The sequence below is a fragment of the Streptomyces sp. NPDC002144 genome (assembly GCF_053593695.1).
The window spans coordinates 71,364-88,761 of the sequence record NZ_JBSFDB010000020.1 but is presented as its reverse complement, the minus strand read 5'-3'; the positions used below and the strand labels follow the sequence as shown (position 1 = coordinate 88,761).

The 17,398-nt window shown below is 70.4% G+C and carries 19 protein-coding genes and 1 tRNA gene; 9 read left to right on the top strand and 11 right to left on the bottom strand.

The genetic code is table 11. The features are described 5' to 3' along the window. Nucleotides 1-315: 315 nt before the first annotated feature. A tRNA-Leu gene (locus ACWCQ1_RS28030) sits at nt 316-399 on the top strand. A 39-nt stretch (nt 400-438) separates the two neighbouring features. Here ACWCQ1_RS28030 and ACWCQ1_RS28025 read toward each other — a convergent pair. Next, entirely contained in the window at nt 439-690 is a 252-nt protein-coding gene (locus ACWCQ1_RS28025) for a hypothetical protein (RefSeq protein ID WP_308286659.1), read from the bottom strand. A gap of 155 nt (nt 691-845) precedes the next feature. After that, nucleotides 846-1,244, bottom strand: a complete 399-nt coding sequence (locus tag ACWCQ1_RS28020; RefSeq protein WP_358592778.1) for a helix-turn-helix domain-containing protein — start codon at nt 1,242-1,244, stop codon at nt 846-848. A 233-nt stretch (nt 1,245-1,477) separates the two neighbouring features. Here ACWCQ1_RS28020 and ACWCQ1_RS28015 point away from each other — a divergent pair, with 233 nt between their 5' ends. The 6 genes from ACWCQ1_RS28015 (at nt 1,478) to ACWCQ1_RS27990 (ending at nt 7,414) form a co-directional block, all read left to right on the top strand. Continuing rightward, nucleotides 1,478-1,693: a hypothetical protein gene (locus ACWCQ1_RS28015; protein WP_207929866.1), complete on the top strand. Its 216-nt coding sequence runs from the start codon at nt 1,478-1,480 to the stop codon at nt 1,691-1,693. 54 nt (nt 1,694-1,747) lie between these two features. Beyond that, the gene (locus tag ACWCQ1_RS28010) at nt 1,748-1,966 is read left to right on the top strand and encodes a hypothetical protein (RefSeq protein ID WP_133045939.1); all 219 of its coding nucleotides are present in this window, start codon (nt 1,748-1,750) and stop codon (nt 1,964-1,966) included. A 186-nt stretch (nt 1,967-2,152) separates the two neighbouring features. After that, nucleotides 2,153-4,072, top strand: a complete 1,920-nt coding sequence (locus ACWCQ1_RS28005; protein WP_451027631.1) for a hypothetical protein — start codon at nt 2,153-2,155, stop codon at nt 4,070-4,072. 258 nt (nt 4,073-4,330) lie between these two features. Continuing rightward, nucleotides 4,331-5,008 carry a hypothetical protein gene (locus ACWCQ1_RS28000; protein ID WP_133045941.1) on the top strand — a complete coding sequence of 226 codons (678 nt, stop codon included), beginning with the start codon at nt 4,331-4,333 and terminating at the stop codon, nt 5,006-5,008. A gap of 185 nt (nt 5,009-5,193) precedes the next feature. Continuing rightward, on the top strand, nt 5,194-6,369 hold the full coding sequence (locus tag ACWCQ1_RS27995; RefSeq protein WP_451027630.1) for a 4-hydroxybenzoate 3-monooxygenase: 1,176 nt from the start codon (nt 5,194-5,196) through the stop codon (nt 6,367-6,369). 157 nt (nt 6,370-6,526) lie between these two features. Next, complete coding sequence (locus ACWCQ1_RS27990) at nt 6,527-7,414, top strand: Bax inhibitor-1/YccA family protein (RefSeq protein WP_451027629.1); 888 nt, start codon at nt 6,527-6,529, stop codon at nt 7,412-7,414. A gap of 83 nt (nt 7,415-7,497) precedes the next feature. On the opposite strand, the gene ACWCQ1_RS27985 is transcribed toward ACWCQ1_RS27990, so the two are convergent. Beyond that, on the bottom strand, nt 7,498-7,728 hold the full coding sequence (locus ACWCQ1_RS27985; RefSeq protein WP_133045944.1) for a DUF4287 domain-containing protein: 231 nt from the start codon (nt 7,726-7,728) through the stop codon (nt 7,498-7,500). Between the two features lie 104 nt (nt 7,729-7,832). Between ACWCQ1_RS27985 and ACWCQ1_RS27980 the strand changes: the two genes are divergently transcribed. After that, nucleotides 7,833-8,144 carry a hypothetical protein gene (locus tag ACWCQ1_RS27980; protein ID WP_451027628.1) on the top strand — a complete coding sequence of 104 codons (312 nt, stop codon included), beginning with the start codon at nt 7,833-7,835 and terminating at the stop codon, nt 8,142-8,144. A 3-nt stretch (nt 8,145-8,147) separates the two neighbouring features. Here ACWCQ1_RS27980 and ACWCQ1_RS27975 read toward each other — a convergent pair whose 3' ends face one another. The 3 genes from ACWCQ1_RS27975 to ACWCQ1_RS27965 all read right to left on the bottom strand — a co-directional run bounded on the left by ACWCQ1_RS27975 (nt 8,148) and on the right by ACWCQ1_RS27965 (nt 11,590). Continuing rightward, a complete protein-coding gene (locus ACWCQ1_RS27975; RefSeq protein ID WP_207929874.1) occupies nt 8,148-8,924 on the bottom strand; it encodes a hypothetical protein in 777 nt (258 codons plus the stop codon). A 281-nt stretch (nt 8,925-9,205) separates the two neighbouring features. Next, entirely contained in the window at nt 9,206-10,423 is a 1,218-nt protein-coding gene (locus tag ACWCQ1_RS27970) for an acetyl-CoA C-acetyltransferase (protein ID WP_451027627.1), read from the bottom strand. A gap of 126 nt (nt 10,424-10,549) precedes the next feature. Further along, nucleotides 10,550-11,590: an SGNH/GDSL hydrolase family protein gene (locus ACWCQ1_RS27965; RefSeq protein WP_207929867.1), complete on the bottom strand. Its 1,041-nt coding sequence runs from the start codon at nt 11,588-11,590 to the stop codon at nt 10,550-10,552. 161 nt (nt 11,591-11,751) lie between these two features. On the opposite strand from ACWCQ1_RS27965, the gene ACWCQ1_RS27960 reads away from it, so the two are divergent. Beyond that, nucleotides 11,752-13,140: a cystathionine beta-synthase gene (locus ACWCQ1_RS27960; RefSeq protein WP_133045947.1), complete on the top strand. Its 1,389-nt coding sequence runs from the start codon at nt 11,752-11,754 to the stop codon at nt 13,138-13,140. 340 nt (nt 13,141-13,480) lie between these two features. On the opposite strand, the gene ACWCQ1_RS27955 is transcribed toward ACWCQ1_RS27960, so the two are convergent. The 5 genes from ACWCQ1_RS27955 to ACWCQ1_RS27935 all read right to left on the bottom strand — a co-directional run bounded on the left by ACWCQ1_RS27955 (nt 13,481) and on the right by ACWCQ1_RS27935 (nt 17,277). Further along, nucleotides 13,481-13,909, bottom strand: a complete 429-nt coding sequence (locus tag ACWCQ1_RS27955) for a hypothetical protein (RefSeq protein ID WP_208781090.1) — start codon at nt 13,907-13,909, stop codon at nt 13,481-13,483. 88 nt (nt 13,910-13,997) lie between these two features. Beyond that, complete coding sequence (locus ACWCQ1_RS27950; RefSeq protein ID WP_358592797.1) at nt 13,998-14,927, bottom strand: ABC transporter substrate-binding protein; 930 nt, start codon at nt 14,925-14,927, stop codon at nt 13,998-14,000. Between the two features lie 13 nt (nt 14,928-14,940). Next, complete coding sequence (locus ACWCQ1_RS27945; RefSeq protein ID WP_133045950.1) at nt 14,941-15,603, bottom strand: ABC transporter permease; 663 nt, start codon at nt 15,601-15,603, stop codon at nt 14,941-14,943. Nucleotide 15,604: 1 nt separating this feature from the next. Further along, nucleotides 15,605-16,246, bottom strand: a complete 642-nt coding sequence (locus tag ACWCQ1_RS27940) for an ABC transporter permease (RefSeq protein ID WP_358592800.1) — start codon at nt 16,244-16,246, stop codon at nt 15,605-15,607. Beyond that, the gene (locus tag ACWCQ1_RS27935) at nt 16,243-17,277 is read right to left on the bottom strand and encodes an ABC transporter ATP-binding protein (protein ID WP_133045952.1); all 1,035 of its coding nucleotides are present in this window, start codon (nt 17,275-17,277) and stop codon (nt 16,243-16,245) included. Before ACWCQ1_RS27935 ends, ACWCQ1_RS27940 begins: the two co-directional genes overlap by 4 nt. Between the last annotated feature and the right edge of the window lie 121 nt (nt 17,278-17,398).

The window sequence follows — 17,398 nt, the reverse complement described above, 5'->3', positions numbered from 1 at the left end:
GGACCCGGCGACGCTGCGTCATACCTGGGGATGACGGGGGTCCCTGAGACTTCGCTTTGCCGAGTACATGGCAAGCGCTTGCGTCGGGGGGCGTCGAGAACCGGTGGAGCACCCTCGTTCGGGCGGTGAAATTCCGTCATTCCGCATGCGCGCGCGGGTGTCGGGCGTAAGGCTACTGGCAAGTGCGGATGGCGTGTTCCATGTGCTGATGCACCCTCAGACATCAATAAAATAAGACAACATCGGGCTGCGGCCCGGGCTGTTCGGGGGAAGCATCCCGATAGGCTCGGGACCTCGACGCGGAGCCCATGGCCTGCCCGGATGGTGGAATGCAGACACGGCGAGCTTAAACCTCGCTGCCCCTTCGCGGGCGTGCCGGTTCAAGTCCGGCTCCGGGCACTTCCGCGCCTACGGAACGGAGCGTTCCGTAGGCGGACGTCACCCTTCGTACACGGTGAGGACCGCGCCCTCGACCTCGATCCGGCGGCCGGCGCGCATCCCGTCGGTGCGGAGTCTGTCCAGACAGCTGTGGAACAGCTCCAGTTCGTCCGCGTCCAGCACCGCCGCGGCGAGGTCGACCAGCTCGGCGACCGCCCCCTCGGTGAGTATCTCCGGCAGTTCCCCGGACAGCAGGACGACGGACTGGCCCGCGGGCCCGCGGACCACGGCCGTGGCCGGTCCGCCATGCACGAACAACACATTCCCCCCAAGGAGCCCGGGGTGGACGTGCGGGTCTCGCTCCTCGGGCAGGACGAGAGACTAGCGGGGGATCTTGCGGTGTTCGGGGGCAGTTGACGTTCTTTTTCCGACTTGACGGAATGCGACGCATCCGTGTTCGGGTGGCGTCACTCCTTGGGTGTATGCGGCGACGACCGGTCCAGCAGGGACTCCACCAGGGCCGCGACATGGCGGCGGTCGTCCGACGAGAGCTTCTGGACGCTCGCGATGAGGAGGTCGACCTCGGGGTCGGCGGGGTTCGCGGGGGGGTCGCCGGCCTCGGGACTGCCGTACACGTGGATGCCGCAGGCCTCCGCGGCGGCGCGGCGGACGGTGTCCAACGGGAGTTCCAGGCCCTTGGACAACCCCTCCAGGGTGGCCGACTGCGGCATGCGCACGACGCGGTCGGCGGTGGCCAGGTGGTGGACGGTGGAGCGCGGGATGCCGCCGCGGCGCGCCACGTCGCCGTAGGACCAGCCCTTGCGGTCGAGGCGCTCACGGATCAACTGCTGCAGTGCGTTGGCCACCGGTGGGTCACTTCCTGCTGGCTGTGTCGGCAAGACCGTCCATGTCGGGGCCGATTCTACGGTCGCGTCCCCGGGGTGCCGAAAGGGTGATTCGCCGAACGGCTTGCGCACCGGCCCTCCGAGGCCCTAGTGTCCAATCTCGTTGGACAGCTCGTCCGACCAGATTGGACAGAGTCCGGGGGGAACCTGACGCCGTCCGATCGGAAACGCCCATCCCTGAGGGGGAATTGATCATGATGGACGCCTACGAGCTTGAGGCCGAGTCCGCGGAGCTGCTGCCGGGTCGCGAGGCCCTCGGTCGCCTGAAGTTCAGCTTCGGCAAGACGGTCAACGTCACCAAGCACGTCGCCAACATCTCGGCGCACAACGAGTCCGCGGCCCTGAACGACCACTCCTCGTGGTCGGTGGCCGACTCCGGCGCCGCTCAGGCCATCAACGTCGCTCAGTAACGCTCGCGCTCCACCTCCGAACGAACCCAGAACATCACCGAAAGGACATCCGTCATGAGCATGGACATGAACGAGCTGGAGACCGAGTCCGCCGAGCTGCTGCCGGGCCGCGAGGCCCTGGGCCGGCTGAAGTTCAGCTTCGGCAAGACGGTCAACGTCACCAAGCACGTCGCCAACATCTCGGCGCACAACGAGTCGGCCGCCCTGAACGACCACTCCTCGTGGTCCGCCGCCGAGTCCTCGGCCGCGCAGACGATCAACGTCACCCAGTAGCGACACCGTAGTAGCGGTACTCACCCGCTACGACGGCCACGGGGGCGGACCGCGCTCATGTGCGGCGCGGCCCGCCCCCGCGGCGCCTTTTCCGGGGGGAACCCGCCGGGCTTTCCGGGGGGAAGGCGGCGCGCTTTCCGGGGGGAAACAGCGCGGAAGCGGGGGACACGTGGGGGGAGACCACATATGACAGTGCTCGGAGACGGGACCGCGGCGCTGTACGACACCGGGCCCGTGCCCGGACCCGGCGGCTGGCCGGTGACCTACGAGCAGGTGGCGACGGGCAACCTGCCGGTCGTCGAACAGCCGCCGGTCGTCCCGCGGTTGAGCGCGGGGCTGAAGCTGCACGGCGAGTACCAGGGGTCGGGCTTCACCGACCCCAAGTACATCGCCCGTCGGGGGGACGGGCAGGTCGTGCAGCTGTCCCGGCTGCTGTACCTCGTGGCGTCGAGCATCGACGGCGTCCGTGACGTCGAGACCATCGCGTACCGCGTCAGCGCGCGATTCGGCCGCGAGGTCAGCGGCGAGAACATCCGCTACCTGGTGGAGAACAAGCTCGAGCCGCTCGGTGTGACGGTCCCCGAGGGCCAGGATGACGACGAGGTCGACGCCCCGCGCTCCGACCTGCTGCTCGCCCTCAAGGGCCACCGGGTGATCTTCAACGAGCGGCGCACGGCACGGATCGCACGGGCGCTGTCCTGGCTGCACCGGCCGGCCGTGGTCGTGGCGATGCTGCTGGCCGCCGTGGCCATGGACGTGTGGCTGTTCGGGTTCTTCGGGGCGATCGAGCCGGTCCTGGAGGTCCTGGACCAGCCGGTCCTCATCCTCATCGTGTTCGTGCTGACCGTGGCCTCGCTCGTCTTCCACGAGTTCGGCCACGCCTCCGCGTGCAAGTACGGCGGCGCGCGGCCCGGCTGCATCGGCTGCGGGCTCTTCCTGATCTGGCCCTCCATGTACACGGACGTCACCGACGTCTACCGGATCGGCCGGGCCGGACGGATCCGTACCGACCTGGGCGGGGTCTACTTCAACGTCGTCTTCATGCTCGGCATGGCCGGGGCGTACTTCGCGACCGGGGCGCAGTTCTTCCTGGCCGCGGTCTACCTCGGGCACTTCGAGATCCTGGAGCAGCTGATGCCGGCCGTCCGGCTGGACGGCTACTACATCCTGGGCGACCTCGCGGGCGTGCCGGACCTCTACGGCAAGATCAAGCCGATCCTGCTCGGCCTGGTGCCGGGGGCGAAGGGGAAGGCGGCCCGCAAGGAGGTCGCGGGGCTGAAGAAGTCGGCGCGGACCATCGTCGCCACCTGGGTGCTGACCATGGTGCCGCTGCTGGTCGGCGAGCTGGGCTACGCCCTGTGGAACCTGCCGCGGATCCTCGCCACGATGACACGGTCGCTGACCGAGCAACTCGTCGGCACGGGTTCGGCGTTGGCGGACGGCAAGATCGTCGACGGGCTGGTCGGGGTGATCGGCTGCGTGATGCTGCTGTGCCCGATGGCCGGTGTCGTCTATCTGTCGGTGAAGATGAGCGGCCGTATCTTCCGCGCCGCGAAACGCTCCACGGAGGGCCGCCCGCGCCTGAGGATCGCGCTGTGCGCCCTCGCCCTGGCCGGTCTGACGGGCCTCAGCTACGCCTGGGTCTCCGGCATGACCCCGAAGCCGCTGCCCAAGCAGCCGCCGATCGCCCCGATCCTGCAGCCCGGGGTGTCCACCGAGGCCCCGAGCCCCCGGGACGCCTCGGGCTCGGGCGGCGGAGCCTCGCGCGGTCCCGCGGGACACGGCGCCGCGTCCCTGTCCCCGTCCGCCTCACCCGGCGCCTCCGCCGCGCCGAACGGTGCCTCACCGGGCCCGTCGGCGAGTACGACCGCCTCGGCCTCCGCCTCCGCGTCCGCCCCGGCGTCGGCCCGCCCGACCAAGGGGGCGACGGGTCAGCCGGCGGCCTCCGGCGGGGGCTCGCCGACCGGCTCGGGCCCCTCCGCCTCCGCTCCCGGCGGAGGTCCGTCCGAGCCCCCGGTCTCCCCGACCCCGTCGGAGAGCGCCCCGGCCTCCCCGACCGACCCGCCGACGACCCCGCCGCCCAGCGCGTCACCGGCGGCGACCTGAGACCGGGCCGGTCCCGGGGTGGACGTCCCCGGGGCCGGACCGAGCGGCCGCCCACGGTGCGGGGCGCGCGCAGGTCATGGGGTGACCTGCGCGGGGGGCGGGTGCTCGACCGGCGGCCGGCGACGGCCGAGCACCCGCCCCAGGTTCCGCACCCCGCCTCTCCCGCACCAGCGCCATGCCGCACCGCCGCCTCCCCGCACCGGCGCCGCCCGCAACACCGCCACCCCCCACCACCGACTCATCCACCGAGGAGAACCGTTGACCAGCCATCGAAAAGCACGACCTACCCGCAACCCCCTCACCCGCCGCGCCCTCGGCATAGGGCTGTTCGCGGCCGGTGTCGCGGGGGCCGCGACCGCCGTGCCGGCGCAGGCCGCGGGCGGGGTGTCGCACGCCGCGTTCGCGTCGGACCACGTGTTCACGCACGCCGACCGGGCCCACCACACGCAGGCCCGGGACTCGTTCACGGTGCGCCAGTTCGGCACGGTGAACGCCGCTGCCGCCCGCAACCAGGCCAACGCGGTCTCGGCGGGCTGCTCGGCGGACGACGCCTGCCGTTCCGTCGCGCTGTCGTTCCAGATCGTCACGATGGCGGGCGAGCACACCCACCTCAACGCCGTGAACCTGAGTGACGCCGCGAACAAGAAGTGCACCGGCTGCCAGACCCTGGCCGGCGCCTACCAGTTCGTCGTCTCCACGCCGACCGCGTTCAGCCTGAGCGCCGACACCCAGCGCAAGCTCGCCGACATCCACCAGCGGCTGGACGAGCTGACCCGCTCCTCGCTGCCCGCGGCCGACCTCAAGACCCGGGTCGACGGCCTGGCCGGCGAGGTCACCGCCGTACTGCGCGACGCCGTGGCGAACGCCCCCAAGGGCGACGTGAAGCCCGACGTCACCCTCCACCGTCACCTCGACGGCTGGCCCCCGGCGCACTGATCCCGGCGGCCCTGAGCCGACCGCCGTGTCCGTCTCCCACGGCACGGCGGTCGGCCATTGACATCCCCCGGAGGCGGGCGCAGACTCACATCCCGGAAGCTGGTGAAGTAAATTTCACTCAGCGAACAAACGGTGAACAAGACGACCAGAACAAGACAGCGACCAAGACGACCAAGGGATGCGGGATGCGTACCACCGTCGGCATCATCGGCGCCGGCCCGGCCGGCCTCCTCCTCGCCCGGCTGCTGCACAACGCCGGGATCGACTCCGTCGTGCTGGAGAGCCGCGACCGGGCCTACGTCGAGCACCGCCAGCGCGCCGGGATCCTGGAGCAGGGCACGGTGGACGTGCTGCGCGCGGCCGGCGCCGGCGAGCGCATGGACCGGGAGGGCCTCCCGCACGACGGCATCGAACTGCGCTACGACAAGAAGCGCCACCGCGTCGACTTCCCCGCACTCACCGGCGGCCGGTCCGTGATGGTGTACGCCCAGACCGAGGTCTGCAAGGACCTCATCGCCCTCCAGCTCAAGGAGGGCGGCCCGCTGCTGTTCGAGGCGGAGGCCCTCGCCGTCGAGGGCGCGGACACCGACGGCCCGTCCGTGCGGTTCCGGCACGAGGGGCGGGAGGACGTGCTGGAGTGCCGGTACGTCGTCGGGTGCGACGGGTTCTGGGGAGTGGCCCGGCAGGCGATCCCCGCCGAGCTCACCCAGGTGTTCGAGCGCACGTACCCCTTCGGCTGGCTCGGCATCCTCGCCGACGTCCCGCCCTCCCACGACGAGCTGGTCTACGCCCGCCACGACCGCGGCTTCGCCCTGCTGTCCATGCGCTCCCCGTCCGTCTCCCGCCTCTACCTCCAGGTGCCCGCCGGCACCGACGCCGAGAGCTGGGGCGACGACGAGATCTGGGACGAGCTGGAGCGCCGCTTCGAGACCGCGGACGACTGGCGCCTGGAGCGCGGCCCGATCACCCAGAAGTCCGTCACCCCGATGCGCTCCTACGTCCATGAGCCGATGCGGTACGGCAGCCTCTTCCTGGCCGGCGACGCGGCGCACATCGTCCCGCCGACCGGCGCCAAGGGCCTCAACCTGGCCGTCGGCGACGTGGTGACCTTCGCGCGGGCGCTGTCGTACGAGAAGGAGACCGGCTCGGCCGAGCTGCTCGACGCCTACTCGGAGACCTGTCTGCGCCGCGTCTGGCAGGCCGAGCGGTTCTCGTACGACATGACGACGATGCTGCACCCGGCCCCCGACGCCACCCCCTTCGACCATCGCCTGCAGCTCGCCCGTCTGGAGCGGATCGCGGCCTCGCGTGCCGCCGAGGCCGACCTGGCCCAGGGCTACACGGGTTTTCCCCTGGACTGACGGCCGTGTGAACCCCCGCGGTGAGGGGAATCACGGACCCGCGTAGCGTGTTGCGCTGCACGACGAGGGAAAGATCCTCCCCAAGCACTAGGGTCAATCCTTTGCCTACCTATTACTCTTGAGCCAAGGCCGCGACGTGCGGCCATGGAGGAGTGAAATGAGGAGCAGAAACCCGGTCTTCTCGCGACGGGGGTTCAGCCGCGACAACGGCTACGCGGGCTTCAACACCGCGCCGCAGGCCGGGGGTCCCGCTGTCGGAACGCAGGCCAACCCCTACGCGGGCGGCAATCCCTACGCGCAGAACCCGTACGCCCAGCAGGACCTGCAGTACGGCGCCCCGCCCCAGGCCCCGGCCACCACCGGCCGGATGACCATGGACGACGTCGTCCTGCGCACCGCTTCCACCCTCGGCACCCTGATCGTCACGGCCGCCCTCGCCTGGGCGCTGCTGCCGGTCGACGACGCCCACATCAACCGTTCCTACGGCATCGGTGTCGGCGCCGCGCTGGTCGGCATGGTTCTGGCGCTCGTGCAGTCCTTCAAGCGCAAGGCCACGCCCGCGCTGATCCTGTCGTACGCCGCGTTCGAGGGTGTTTTCCTCGGCGTGGTCTCCAGCGTGGTCGACAACCGCATCGCGAGCGGCGCGGCCATGCAGGCGGTGATCGGCACGATGGCGGTGTTCGCGGGTGTGCTGGTGGCGTACAAGGCGGGCTGGATCCGCGTCAACCGCCGTTTCTACGGCTTCGTGATGGCGGCGGCGCTCGGCTTCGTGCTGCTGATGGTCGTGAACCTGCTGTTCGCGGTCTTCGGCGGCGGCGACGGCCTCGGCTTCCGCAGCGGCCCGCTCGGTGTGTTCTTCGGCATCGTCGGTGTGCTGCTCGGCGCCTGCTTACTCGCCCTGGACTTCAAGCAGGTCGAGGACGGCATCGCCTACGGCGCGCCGAAGGAGGAGGCGTGGCTGGCGGCCTTCGGGCTGACGCTGACGCTGGTGTGGATCTACATGGAGTTCCTGCGGATCATCGCCATCCTCAACAGCAACGACTAGCCGCCCTCCGGCTGTCCCGTGGCTGACACGAAGGGGCCTCCGGTGCTCTCACCGGGGGCCCTTCGTCATGTCGTGGTGCGCGCCTAGAGCAGTTTGCGCGCTGCCCTCCTCAGGTCGTATTCGTGGACGATCGCCTTCGCGTGGCCGTACGCGAGGTTGTGTTCGTGGCGGAGCCAGCTGACCTTTTCCTCGAAGCGGAAGAGGGCGGGGCCTTCTTCGACGGTGCGGATCCAGTCGGACACTTCACGACCGGTGCAGTGGGGGATGCGGGCGAGCATGTTGCGGTGGGTCTCCTCGGAGAGGACGTGGGACATCGGCGCCTCCGAACGCAAAGGGGATGTAAGCCGGTCCTTCAGGTCACGGTGCCTGAGCGTTCGCCTGTTGGCAACAGTCTGGCGGTGCCGCGTACGCTCGTTCTGTGGTTGATACGACGCCCTTGACGCGAGCCGTGGATCACTTTGCCGACCGGTTGAGGGCGGCTCCGCAGAGCCGGCTGCAGCGGGGTGCGGCCGCCGAGGCCCTGCAACTGGCCCGGGAGTTGGCCTGCCGGGCGCAGGTCCTGGAGGACCCGGGGACGGAGCCGCGACTGATGCCGGACGCCGGGATGTTCGCCGCCGCCGACCAAATCACCGTCGCCGCACACGACTTGGCCCTCGTGCTCGAGGACGAGGGCCAGCTGGAACAGGCGGTGGAACTGGTGGCTCAGGCGCAACAGCGCGCCGGCGTCTGATCCCTACAGGGACGCTATGACCCGGTCCGCCAGGATGTACACGTTCTCCTCGCCGCACTCGAAGGTCAGCGTGTAGGCGCCGGAGACGCCCGAACCGCCGAGCAGGACCGGCGTCCGGCCCGCGCGCAGGGCGGCCGCCAGACGCTCGGCCGTCTCACGGTGGCCCGGGGTCATGCACAGGGTCGTGCCGTCGGCGAAGACATAGACGTCCAGGGTGCCCAGCGGGCCGGGGCGGACGTCGGTCAGTTCGGTGCGGGTGGCGGCCAGCTCCTCGAGGGTGGCCACCGTGCGTTCATGGTCGTTCGCCACGGGTGACTGCACCGGGACGAAGTCCGGGTGGGAGGGGTGACGGCGGCGGGCCGCGGCCAGTTCGGGGGAGTCCCCGGCGAACTCGTCGGCGTCGGCGGCCTGCTCCGTCACCGGCTCCAGCGGCTCCAGCCCCACGAAGTCGCTCTGCCGGGGCAGGTACAGCTCGCTGTCCGGCAGGCCGAGGAGCGAGGGCGCGTCGGAGCCGTCACGGGACTCCTGCGCGGCCCAGAAGGCGCGTGCCTCGGCCAGTTCGCGCTCGCGCTCCTCGGCGAGCGCCTCGGCGACGGCGGCGCGTATCTCGTCGGCCTCCGTGGACAGACGGGCGGCGGGCACGAGACCGTGCGGGGCGTGCTGCTCGGCGAGCTGGGTGTGCAGGGCGGCGACCTCACGTCGCAGCACCATGAGGGTGCGCAGGACGGCGACGCCCACGGCGCCCGTGGCGGCCGTGATGAGCAGCAAGGCGATCGGCATGGCGCTCACTGACGTACTCCCGGTTCAAAGTCGACCCCCGACTTCCTACATCAGCTTGAAGGGCGGACTGACCAGCTGTCAGTGCGTAACGTCACGAACCGGACAGGACTTTGGGTCCCAGAAGGGTTGTCGTACCCGCCCTGAGCTGCGTGAATCCCCCCGCTAAGGGAGATAGGTCACATCCTGGGGGAGATTGGATCACAAAACGGCCCGGAGGCCGGTGGTGTTCCGGACTCCGGGCCAGAAGCTCACTGTTGGTGCCTCAGCGGTTACGCAGCGGTTCAGCTCAGGCGCTCGATGACCATCGCCATGCCCTGGCCGCCGCCGACGCACATCGTCTCCAGGCCGAACTGCTTGTCGTGGAACTGCAGGGAGTTGATGAGGGTGCCGGTGATGCGGGCGCCGGTCATGCCGAAGGGGTGGCCGACGGCGATGGCGCCGCCGTTGACGTTCAGCTTCTCCAGCGGGATGTTCAGGTCGCGGTAGGAGGGGATCACCTGGGCGGCGAACGCCTCGTTGATCTCGACCAGGTCGATGTCGTCGATGGTGAGGCCGGCCAGGCGCAGGGCCCGCTGCGAGGCCTCCACCGGGCCGAGGCCCATGATCTCCGGGGACAGGCCCGAGACGCCGGTCGACACGATGCGGGCGAGCGGGGTCAGGCCCAGCTCGCGGGCCTTGGTGTCGCTCATGATGACCACGGCCGCGGCGCCGTCGTTCAGCGGGCAGCAGTTGCCGGCGGTGACCAGGCCGTCGGGGCGGAAGACCGGCTTGAGGCCGGAGACGCCCTCCAGGGTCACGCCCGGGCGCGGGCCGTCGTCCTTGCTGACCACCGTGCCGTCGGGCAGCGTGACCGGGGTGATCTCGCGCTCCCAGAAGCCGTTCTTGATGGCCTCCTCTGCGAGGTTCTGCGAGCGGACGCCGAACTCGTCCATGTCCTGGCGGGTCACGCCCTTCCAGCGCGCCAGGTTCTCGGCGGTCTGGCCCATCGCGATGTACGGGTCGGGGAGCAGGCCGTCCTCGCGCGGGTCGTGCCAGGTGGAGCCCTCGGAGGCGGCCGTGGCGGCGGTACGGGCCTCGGCCTCGGCGAAGAGGGGGTTGCGTCCGCTCGGCATGTCGGAACTGCCGTTGGCGTAGCGGGAGACCATCTCGACACCGGCCGAGATGAAGACGTCGCCCTCGCCGGCCTTGATGGCGTGCAGGGCCATGCGGCTGGTCTGCAGCGAGGAGGAACAGTAACGGGTGATGGTGCAGCCCGGCAGGTGGTCCATGCCCATCTGCACGGCGACGATCCGGCCGAGGTTGTGGCCCTGCTCGCCACCCGGCAGGCCACAGCCGAGCATCAGGTCGTCGATGTCCTTCGGGTCCAGCTCGGGCACCTTCGCCAGGGCGGTCTGGATGATCGTGGCGGTGAGGTCGTCCGGGCGCAGATCCTTGAGCGAGCCCTTGACGGCACGGCCGATCGGGGAGCGGGCGGTCGAGACGATGACGGCTTCGGGCATGACGGCTCCATTGGCGTACGAACGAGACGGTCAGGGCTGCTTGGGAAGTTACCCGTACGTATGGTCAGGGTCACGTCTGTCGCGGTGTGACCCTGACCGCAATTTTCTAAGCGCTTGCTTTGTGGGTCAGGGGGCCGGCTGCGTCGAGGAGACGGAACTCTGCTCCGGTGCCGGCTCGTGCACCCGCCGCCTGCGCCTGCGCTTGAGCAGCGCCCACGGCCCGCGCGGACCCGTCGGCATCGCCGCCGTGACCTCGGTGCCCGGCTCGGACGCCGCTTCCGCCGCCGCCCTCGCCACGGGCAGGAAGCCCTCCCGCCGCGACACGTCCGGACGCTCCTCCTCGGCCGGCCACAGGCCGAGCGCCGCGCACACCGTCGGCAGGACGGCCATCGCCGCCGTCGCGTAGCCCTCGGCGGAGGGGTGGTAGTTGTCCGGGCCGAACAGTTCGCGGGGATTGGCCTCGAACTCGGGGCCCAGCAGGTCACCCAGGGACACTGTGCGGCCGCCCTGTTCGACCGTTCCGATCGTCTGGGCGGCCGCCAGCTGGCGGGAGGCGCGGCGGGCCAGCCAGCGCAGCGGCTGCTGCACCCGCTCCACCGTGCCCAGGTCCGGACAGGTGCCGACCACCACCTCCGCGCCCGCCGTGCGCAGCCGCCGTACCGCCGCCGAGAGATGACGGACGGAACGGGTCGGGGGCATGCGGTGCGTGACGTCGTTCGCGCCGATCATGATCACGCAGATGTCCGGGACCAGCGCGGGGTTGGCGAGGACCAGGGCCACCTGGCGGTCCAGGTCGTCGGAGGTCGCCCCCGGAAGGGCCACGTTGTGGAGCTCCACCGGGCGCTCGGCCACCGCCGACAGCCCCGAGGCCAGCAGCGCGCCCGGCGTCTGGCCCGCCCGGTGCACGCCCTGCCCCGCGGCCGTGGAGTCGCCGAGCATCGTCAGCCGCAGGGGAGGTTCGTCGGGCACGGTGTAGGCGGTGCCGTACAGGCCGTCCGCCACCGGCACCCGGCCGCTGCTGCCGTTGCCCACATGGCGCTTGGCCAGCTGGACCTCCGCCAGCAGCAGTCCCATGGCGGCCGCACCGGCCAGCCCGATCCCGCCGCCGCCGTACGCGGCACCGGCCGCGATCCGCCGGGCCACCCGTGCCCTCGACATGCTCGTCATACCTCGCCGCCACCTCCTTCGTTGCCGTACATCCACTCCTTGCCCCGTACCGACCGTTCGCCAATCTCAACGCGGAGTGAACGACCGCCGTGGGCGGACGACAGGGCCTACGCTGGCGGAACCACTAGGACCACTTCTTTTGCAAGCAACCGGAGACAACGGTGCATTTCCACGACTCGATGATCAGCCTCGTCGGCAACACCCCGCTGGTGAGGCTCAACAACGTGACCAAGGGCATCAAGGCGACCGTCCTGGCCAAGGTCGAGTACTTCAACCCGGGCGGCTCCGTGAAGGACCGCATCGCCCTGCGCATGATCGAGGCGGCCGAGGAGAGCGGGGCGCTCAAGCCCGGCGGGACGATCGTGGAACCGACCAGCGGGAACACCGGGGTGGGGCTCGCCATCGTGGCGCAGCAGAAGGGGTACAAGTGCATCTTCGTGTGCCCCGACAAGGTGAGCACCGACAAGATCAACGTTCTGCGGGCGTACGGGGCCGAGGTCGTGGTCTGCCCCACGGCCGTCGACCCGGAGCACCCGGACTCGTACTACAACGTCTCCGACCGGCTGGTGCGCGAGACGCCGGGCGCGTGGAAGCCCGACCAGTACTCCAACCCCAACAACCCGCTCTCCCACTACCACTCGACCGGCCCCGAGCTGTGGGAGCAGACGGAGGGGAGGATCACCCATTTCGTGGCGGGCGTGGGGACCGGAGGGACCATCTCCGGCACCGGCCGCTATCTGAAGGACGTCAGCGACGGCAAGGTGAAGGTGATCGGCGCCGACCCCGAGGGTTCGGTGTACTCCGGCGGCTCCGGGCGGCCGTACCTGGTCGAGGGCGTCGGTGAGGACTTCTGGCCCACCGCCTACGACCGGACCGTCGCCGACGAGATCGTCCCGGTCTCCGACAAGGACTCCTTCCAGATGACCCGCCGGCTCGCCAAGGAGGAGGGGCTGCTCGTCGGCGGCTCCTGCGGGATGGCGGTCGTCGCGGCGCTGGAGGTCGCGCGGCGCCTGGAGGAGGACGACGTGGTGGTCGTCCTGCTGCCGGACAGCGGGCGCGGGTACCTCAGCAAGATCTTCAACGACGAGTGGATGGCGGACTACGGCTTCCTCGAGGACGAGGGCCCCAGCGCCCGCGTCGCGGACGTGCTCAGCGACAAGGAGCACGGCGCCATCCCCTCGCTCGTCCACATGCACCCGGACGAGACCGTCGGCCAGGCCATCGAGGTCCTGCGCGAGTACGGCGTCTCGCAGATGCCGATCGTGAAGCCGGGGGCCGGTCACCCGGACGTCATGGCCGCCGAGGTCGTCGGCTCGGTCGTGGAGCGGGAGCTGCTGGACGCGCTGTTCGCCAAGCGGGCCTCGCTGGAGGACCCGCTGGAGAAGCACATGTCCGCCCCGCTGCCCCAGGTGGGCTCAGGCGAACCGGTCGCCGACCTGATGACCGTGCTCGGCGCGGCGGACGCGGCGATCGTCCTGGTCGAGGGAAAGCCGACCGGGGTGATCAGCCGGCAGGACCTGCTGCACTTCTTGGCCAAGGGCGGAAAGTGACGGCGAACGTCCGGTGAACGGAGCCCCACCACGGCGAACTTGCGGTTGCCTACCGAATCGGTGGACTTCGCGGAAGTGGTACGAGGGTGTCACGTGCACGCAGCACACGCTTAACACGGCTCCGGCACATTAGTGGGTGTCGGCAGGGCGGGAGCGGCTCCCCGCCCCAGCCGGCGCCGAACGTCCAAGGACCTCCGGAGCGGCTCCCGGACCTCCATGGACGCCGGACGCGAGACCCGGCCCTGACCCGGTCAGCGTCCTTCGCGGGGACCGCCGTCGTCCCGCCCCCCGGCAACGGGGGTGCGGCGGTCCCCGCGCATTACTTCGTGCGGGATCGCAGTCACTCTTCCCAGCGGTCCTCGTCCTTGTCGCGCTTTCGGCGCCCGCCGAACAGGCCCGGGTTGACGCGGGCCGCCGAGAAGGCGTTGACGCCGACGATCCCCGCCCAGGCGACCAGCAGGCCGGGCAGGTGTGCGATGCCGCCGCCGATCGCGGACAGCGGGATCGCCAGCACCAGCGAGACGATGCCGAAGCCGAAGCGCTCGCCCCAGGAGTCGGTGGGCTTCGGCGCCCGCGCCCCCCGTGCCACCACCATCTGCTGCTCGGCCATCTGCCGCCGCACCCGGCGCTCCACCGCCCCGTCGATGCGCTGGTCGACCTTCTCCAGGAACGAGTCGACCAGGGCGGACTCGTACTCCTCACCCAGTTCCCTGCGGGCCTGCAGAGTGGCGTTGAGCTCCTTCTTGAGCTCGGCGTCCCGCGCGTCCATGCTCGTCTCCATTCCCGTCATGACAATCCACGGTAAGGAGCCGCGCCGCCCGCCGCACTGGGGTTAGCCCCCCTGTTCGGGCTGGGGATCAGACCAGGCCATGCTGCTTGGCGTAGGCGTTGGCCACGTCCTCGGGGTCCTTCTTGTCGTTGTCGACCCGGCTGTTGAGCTGGGTGAGCTGCTCGGTGGTGAGGATGTTGCCGAGCTTGGCCAGGGCCTTGCGGACCGTGTCGTCGGACTTGCGGTCGGCGATGAGCGGGACGATGTGCTGGCTGGGGATGAGGTTCTTCGGGTCGGCCAGCACCACCCAGCCGTTGGCGGCGATGTCGGTGTCGGTGGTGAAGAGGTTCGCCACGTCGACGTCGCCCTTCTTCAGGGCGCCCTTGACCAGCGGACCGTCCGAGTCCAGGGACTTGAACTCCTTGAACTCCACGCCGTAGAAGTCCTTCAGGCCCACCGCTCCCACCCGGCGCTTCTTCACCTCGGGCGCGGCGCCGATGACCAGCTTTCCGTTCTGCTTGGCCAGGTCGGCGAGGGTGGTCAGACCGTACTTGCGGGCGGTGGCCCGGGTGACGACGAAGCAGTCGGAGTCGGCCGCCTGTCCGTAGGGGAGCACCTGGAGGCCGGCGGGGAGCGCGAGGGTGAGCGCGTTCTGCATGGTGCCGGGCTCCGAGGAGTTGTCCTTCGGCGCGAGGTAGTTCAGGAGGGCGCCCTGGTACTCGGGCAGCAGGTCGATGTCGCCGGCCTTCAGCGCGGGGATCACGATCTCCCGGGTGCCGAGGTTGGGGCGGACCTTCACCTTGACGCCGGCGGCCTGCAAGACGGCCGCGTAGAGGTAGCCGAGGACCTGGTTCTCGGTGAAGTTGGCGGTGCCGATGGTGATGCCGCTCTTGCTGGAGCCACCGCCGCCGGACGTGGAGCCCTGGCTGTCGAGCGAGGTGATGCCGCTCGCGCAGGCGGACAGGGCCGGGACGGACGCGGCCGCGAACAGGCCGCCGAGGAGGGTGCGTCGGTTCATGATCGGGGGTTCCCTAGGCGGTGCGGTGGCGGAAGAGGAAGCGCTGCAGGCCCGACAGGGCCAGGTCGAGGACGACGGCGACCACGGCGACCAGCACCGCGCCGCCCAGCACCTGCACGAGGTCGCGCTGGGCGAGGCCGTCGAAGACGTAGCGGCCGAGGCCGCCGAAGGAGACGTACGCGGCGATGGTGGCCGTGGCGACTACCTGGATGAGGGCGAGCCGCAGTCCGGTCATGATCAGGGGGAGCGCGAGGGGCAGCTCGACCTGGAACAGGACCTGGTGGCCCCGCATGCCCTGGCCGCGGGCCGCGTCCTTCACATCCGGGTCCACAGCGGTCATCCCGGCGTAGGTGTTGGTCACGATCGCCGGGACCGCGAGGGCGACCAGGGCGACGTACACCGGCAGCATCGACAGCCCGCCGGCCAGGAAGACCAGCACGACCAGGCCGACGGTCGGCAGCGCGCGGCCGAAGGACGCGAGGTTGATCGCTACGAAGGCGCCCTTGCCGGTGTGGCCGATGAGCAGGCCGAGCGGGAGGCCGATCGCGGCGGCGATGAGGGTCGCGAGCAGCGAGTACTGGAGGTGCTCGGCGAGGCGGTGGGCGATGCCGTCGGTCCCGGACCAGCTCGCGCCGCTGGTGAGCCACTTGCCGAGGTTCTTGAAGAGCTCGTACATCTCAGGCCCGCCTCCTGCGCCACGGGGTCAGCACGTACTGGAGCGCCACCAGCAGGGCGTCCGCGACCACGGCGAGCAGGATGGTGAGGACCACGCCCACGATCACCGGGGTCGGGAAGTCGCGCTGGAAGCCGTCGGTGAAGAGCTGGCCGAGGCCGCCGTCGCCGATGTAGGTGGCGACCGAGACCAGCGAGATCGACATGACCGTGGCGATACGGACACCCGCCATGATCACGGGGAGGGCGAGCGGGAACTCGACCGTGAGGAGCGTGCGCAGCGGGCGCGTGCCCATGGCCTTCGCCGCCTCCTTGGTCTTCGCGGGGACCGAGTCGAGGCCCTCGACGGTGTTCCGCAGCAGCACGACCAGGGTGTAGACGGTCAGACCGATGACGGTGGTCGTGCGGGTCAGTCCGCTGACCGGCAGCAGCAGCACGAAGATCGCGATCGACGGGATCGTGAAGAGGACGTTCGAGACGCCGAGCAGGAAGCCGCGCAGCGGACGGATCCGGTGGGCGATCACCGCGAGCGGCAGCGAGATGAGCACGCCGAAGAAGACGGCGGTCATGGCGGCCTGGAGGTGGGAGAACGTCAGGGAGGTCAGGTCGTCGGTGTGGTCGCCGATCCACGACCAGTCGATGGTCATGCGGCCACCCGCGCTTCCGTGTGCGCCCGGCCCGCGTGCTCGTGGATGTGGTCGCGGGAGGAGACCCCGGTGAGGACGCCGTCCGCGTCGACGCGGGCGACCAGGCCGGTGGGGGAGGCGAGGGACTCGTCGAGCGCGGACAGCAGCGAGTCGGTGTCGCGCAGCGGTCGTACGGGGAGTTCGGCCTCCTTCGACGCCCAGTGCCGGGGCCTGCGCTGCTCGTCGAGGACGAGGGTCCAGGTGCCGCCCTCCGGCGCCGGGCCCTGCGGGACGTCGGCGAGGGTCTTCAGCGACAGCAGCTTCAGACCGCGCTCGGCGCCGAGGAAGCCGGCCACGAAGTCGTCGGCGGGGCGGGCGAGAAGCTCGGCGGGGGTGGCGCACTGGACCAGGTGGCCGCCGGTGCGGAAGATCGCGATCTGGTCGCCGAGGCGGACGGCCTCGTCCACGTCGTGGGTGACGAAGACGATGGTCTTGCTCAACTCCTTCTGCAGGCGCAGCAGTTCGTCCTGGAGCTGGGTGCGCACCACCGGGTCGACGGCGCCGAAGGGCTCGTCCATGAGCAGGACGGGCGGGTCGGCGGCCAGGGCGCGGGCGACGCCGACGCGCTGCTGCTGGCCGCCGGAGAGCTGGTGCGGGTAGCGCTTGCCGGCGTCGGCGGCCAGACCCACGGTCTCCAGCAGCTCCGCGGCGCGGGCGCGGGCCTTCTTGCGGTTCCAGCCGAGCAGGAGCGGCACGGTGGCGACGTTGTCCAGCACCGTGCGGTGCGGGAAGAGGCCCGACTGCTGGATGACGTACCCGATGGAGCGCCGCAGCTCGGCGGCGTCCTGCCGGGTCACGTCCTTGCCGCCGACCCGGATGGTGCCCGAGGTCGGCTCTATCATCCGGTTGATCATTCGGAGGGTGGTCGTCTTGCCGCAACCGGAAGATCCGACGAGGACGGTCACGCCGCCTTCCGGCATCTCCAGGGAGAGGTCGTGTACTGCTGTCGTGCCGTTGGGGAAGCGCTTGTGCACCGCGTCGAACTGGATCATGAGTTGTCCCTTGCCCGGCTGTATAACGTCATGCAGAGTTCTTGGTAGCTGAATAGCTTGTCAACGGTTTGGTGTTAATCCGAGGTAACGGATGACCGCACAGCAAGATCAGGTGTCCGTA

What these genes read in the sequence shown, in the direction of transcription:
- ACWCQ1_RS28005 (WP_451027631.1), top strand. Translation starts at nt 2,153, where the DNA reads ATGACAGTGCTCGGAGACGGGACCGCGGCGCTGTACGACACCGGGCCC.
- ACWCQ1_RS27945 (WP_133045950.1), bottom strand. Translation starts at nt 15,603, where the DNA reads ATGTACGAGCTCTTCAAGAACCTCGGCAAGTGGCTCACCAGCGGCGCG.
- ACWCQ1_RS27970 (WP_451027627.1), bottom strand. Translation starts at nt 10,423, where the DNA reads ATGCCCGAAGCCGTCATCGTCTCGACCGCCCGCTCCCCGATCGGCCGT.
- ACWCQ1_RS27995 (WP_451027630.1), top strand. Translation starts at nt 5,194, where the DNA reads ATGCGTACCACCGTCGGCATCATCGGCGCCGGCCCGGCCGGCCTCCTC.
- ACWCQ1_RS27990 (WP_451027629.1), top strand. Translation starts at nt 6,527, where the DNA reads ATGAGGAGCAGAAACCCGGTCTTCTCGCGACGGGGGTTCAGCCGCGAC.
- ACWCQ1_RS27985 (WP_133045944.1), bottom strand. Translation starts at nt 7,728, where the DNA reads ATGTCCCACGTCCTCTCCGAGGAGACCCACCGCAACATGCTCGCCCGC.
- ACWCQ1_RS28015 (WP_207929866.1), top strand. Translation starts at nt 1,478, where the DNA reads ATGATGGACGCCTACGAGCTTGAGGCCGAGTCCGCGGAGCTGCTGCCG.
- ACWCQ1_RS27965 (WP_207929867.1), bottom strand. Translation starts at nt 11,590, where the DNA reads ATGACGAGCATGTCGAGGGCACGGGTGGCCCGGCGGATCGCGGCCGGT.
- ACWCQ1_RS27950 (WP_358592797.1), bottom strand. Translation starts at nt 14,927, where the DNA reads ATGAACCGACGCACCCTCCTCGGCGGCCTGTTCGCGGCCGCGTCCGTC.
- ACWCQ1_RS27935 (WP_133045952.1), bottom strand. Translation starts at nt 17,277, where the DNA reads ATGATCCAGTTCGACGCGGTGCACAAGCGCTTCCCCAACGGCACGACA.
- ACWCQ1_RS27955 (WP_208781090.1), bottom strand. Translation starts at nt 13,909, where the DNA reads ATGGACGCGCGGGACGCCGAGCTCAAGAAGGAGCTCAACGCCACTCTG.
- ACWCQ1_RS27975 (WP_207929874.1), bottom strand. Translation starts at nt 8,924, where the DNA reads ATGCCGATCGCCTTGCTGCTCATCACGGCCGCCACGGGCGCCGTGGGC.
- ACWCQ1_RS27940 (WP_358592800.1), bottom strand. Translation starts at nt 16,246, where the DNA reads ATGACCATCGACTGGTCGTGGATCGGCGACCACACCGACGACCTGACC.
- ACWCQ1_RS28010 (WP_133045939.1), top strand. Translation starts at nt 1,748, where the DNA reads ATGAGCATGGACATGAACGAGCTGGAGACCGAGTCCGCCGAGCTGCTG.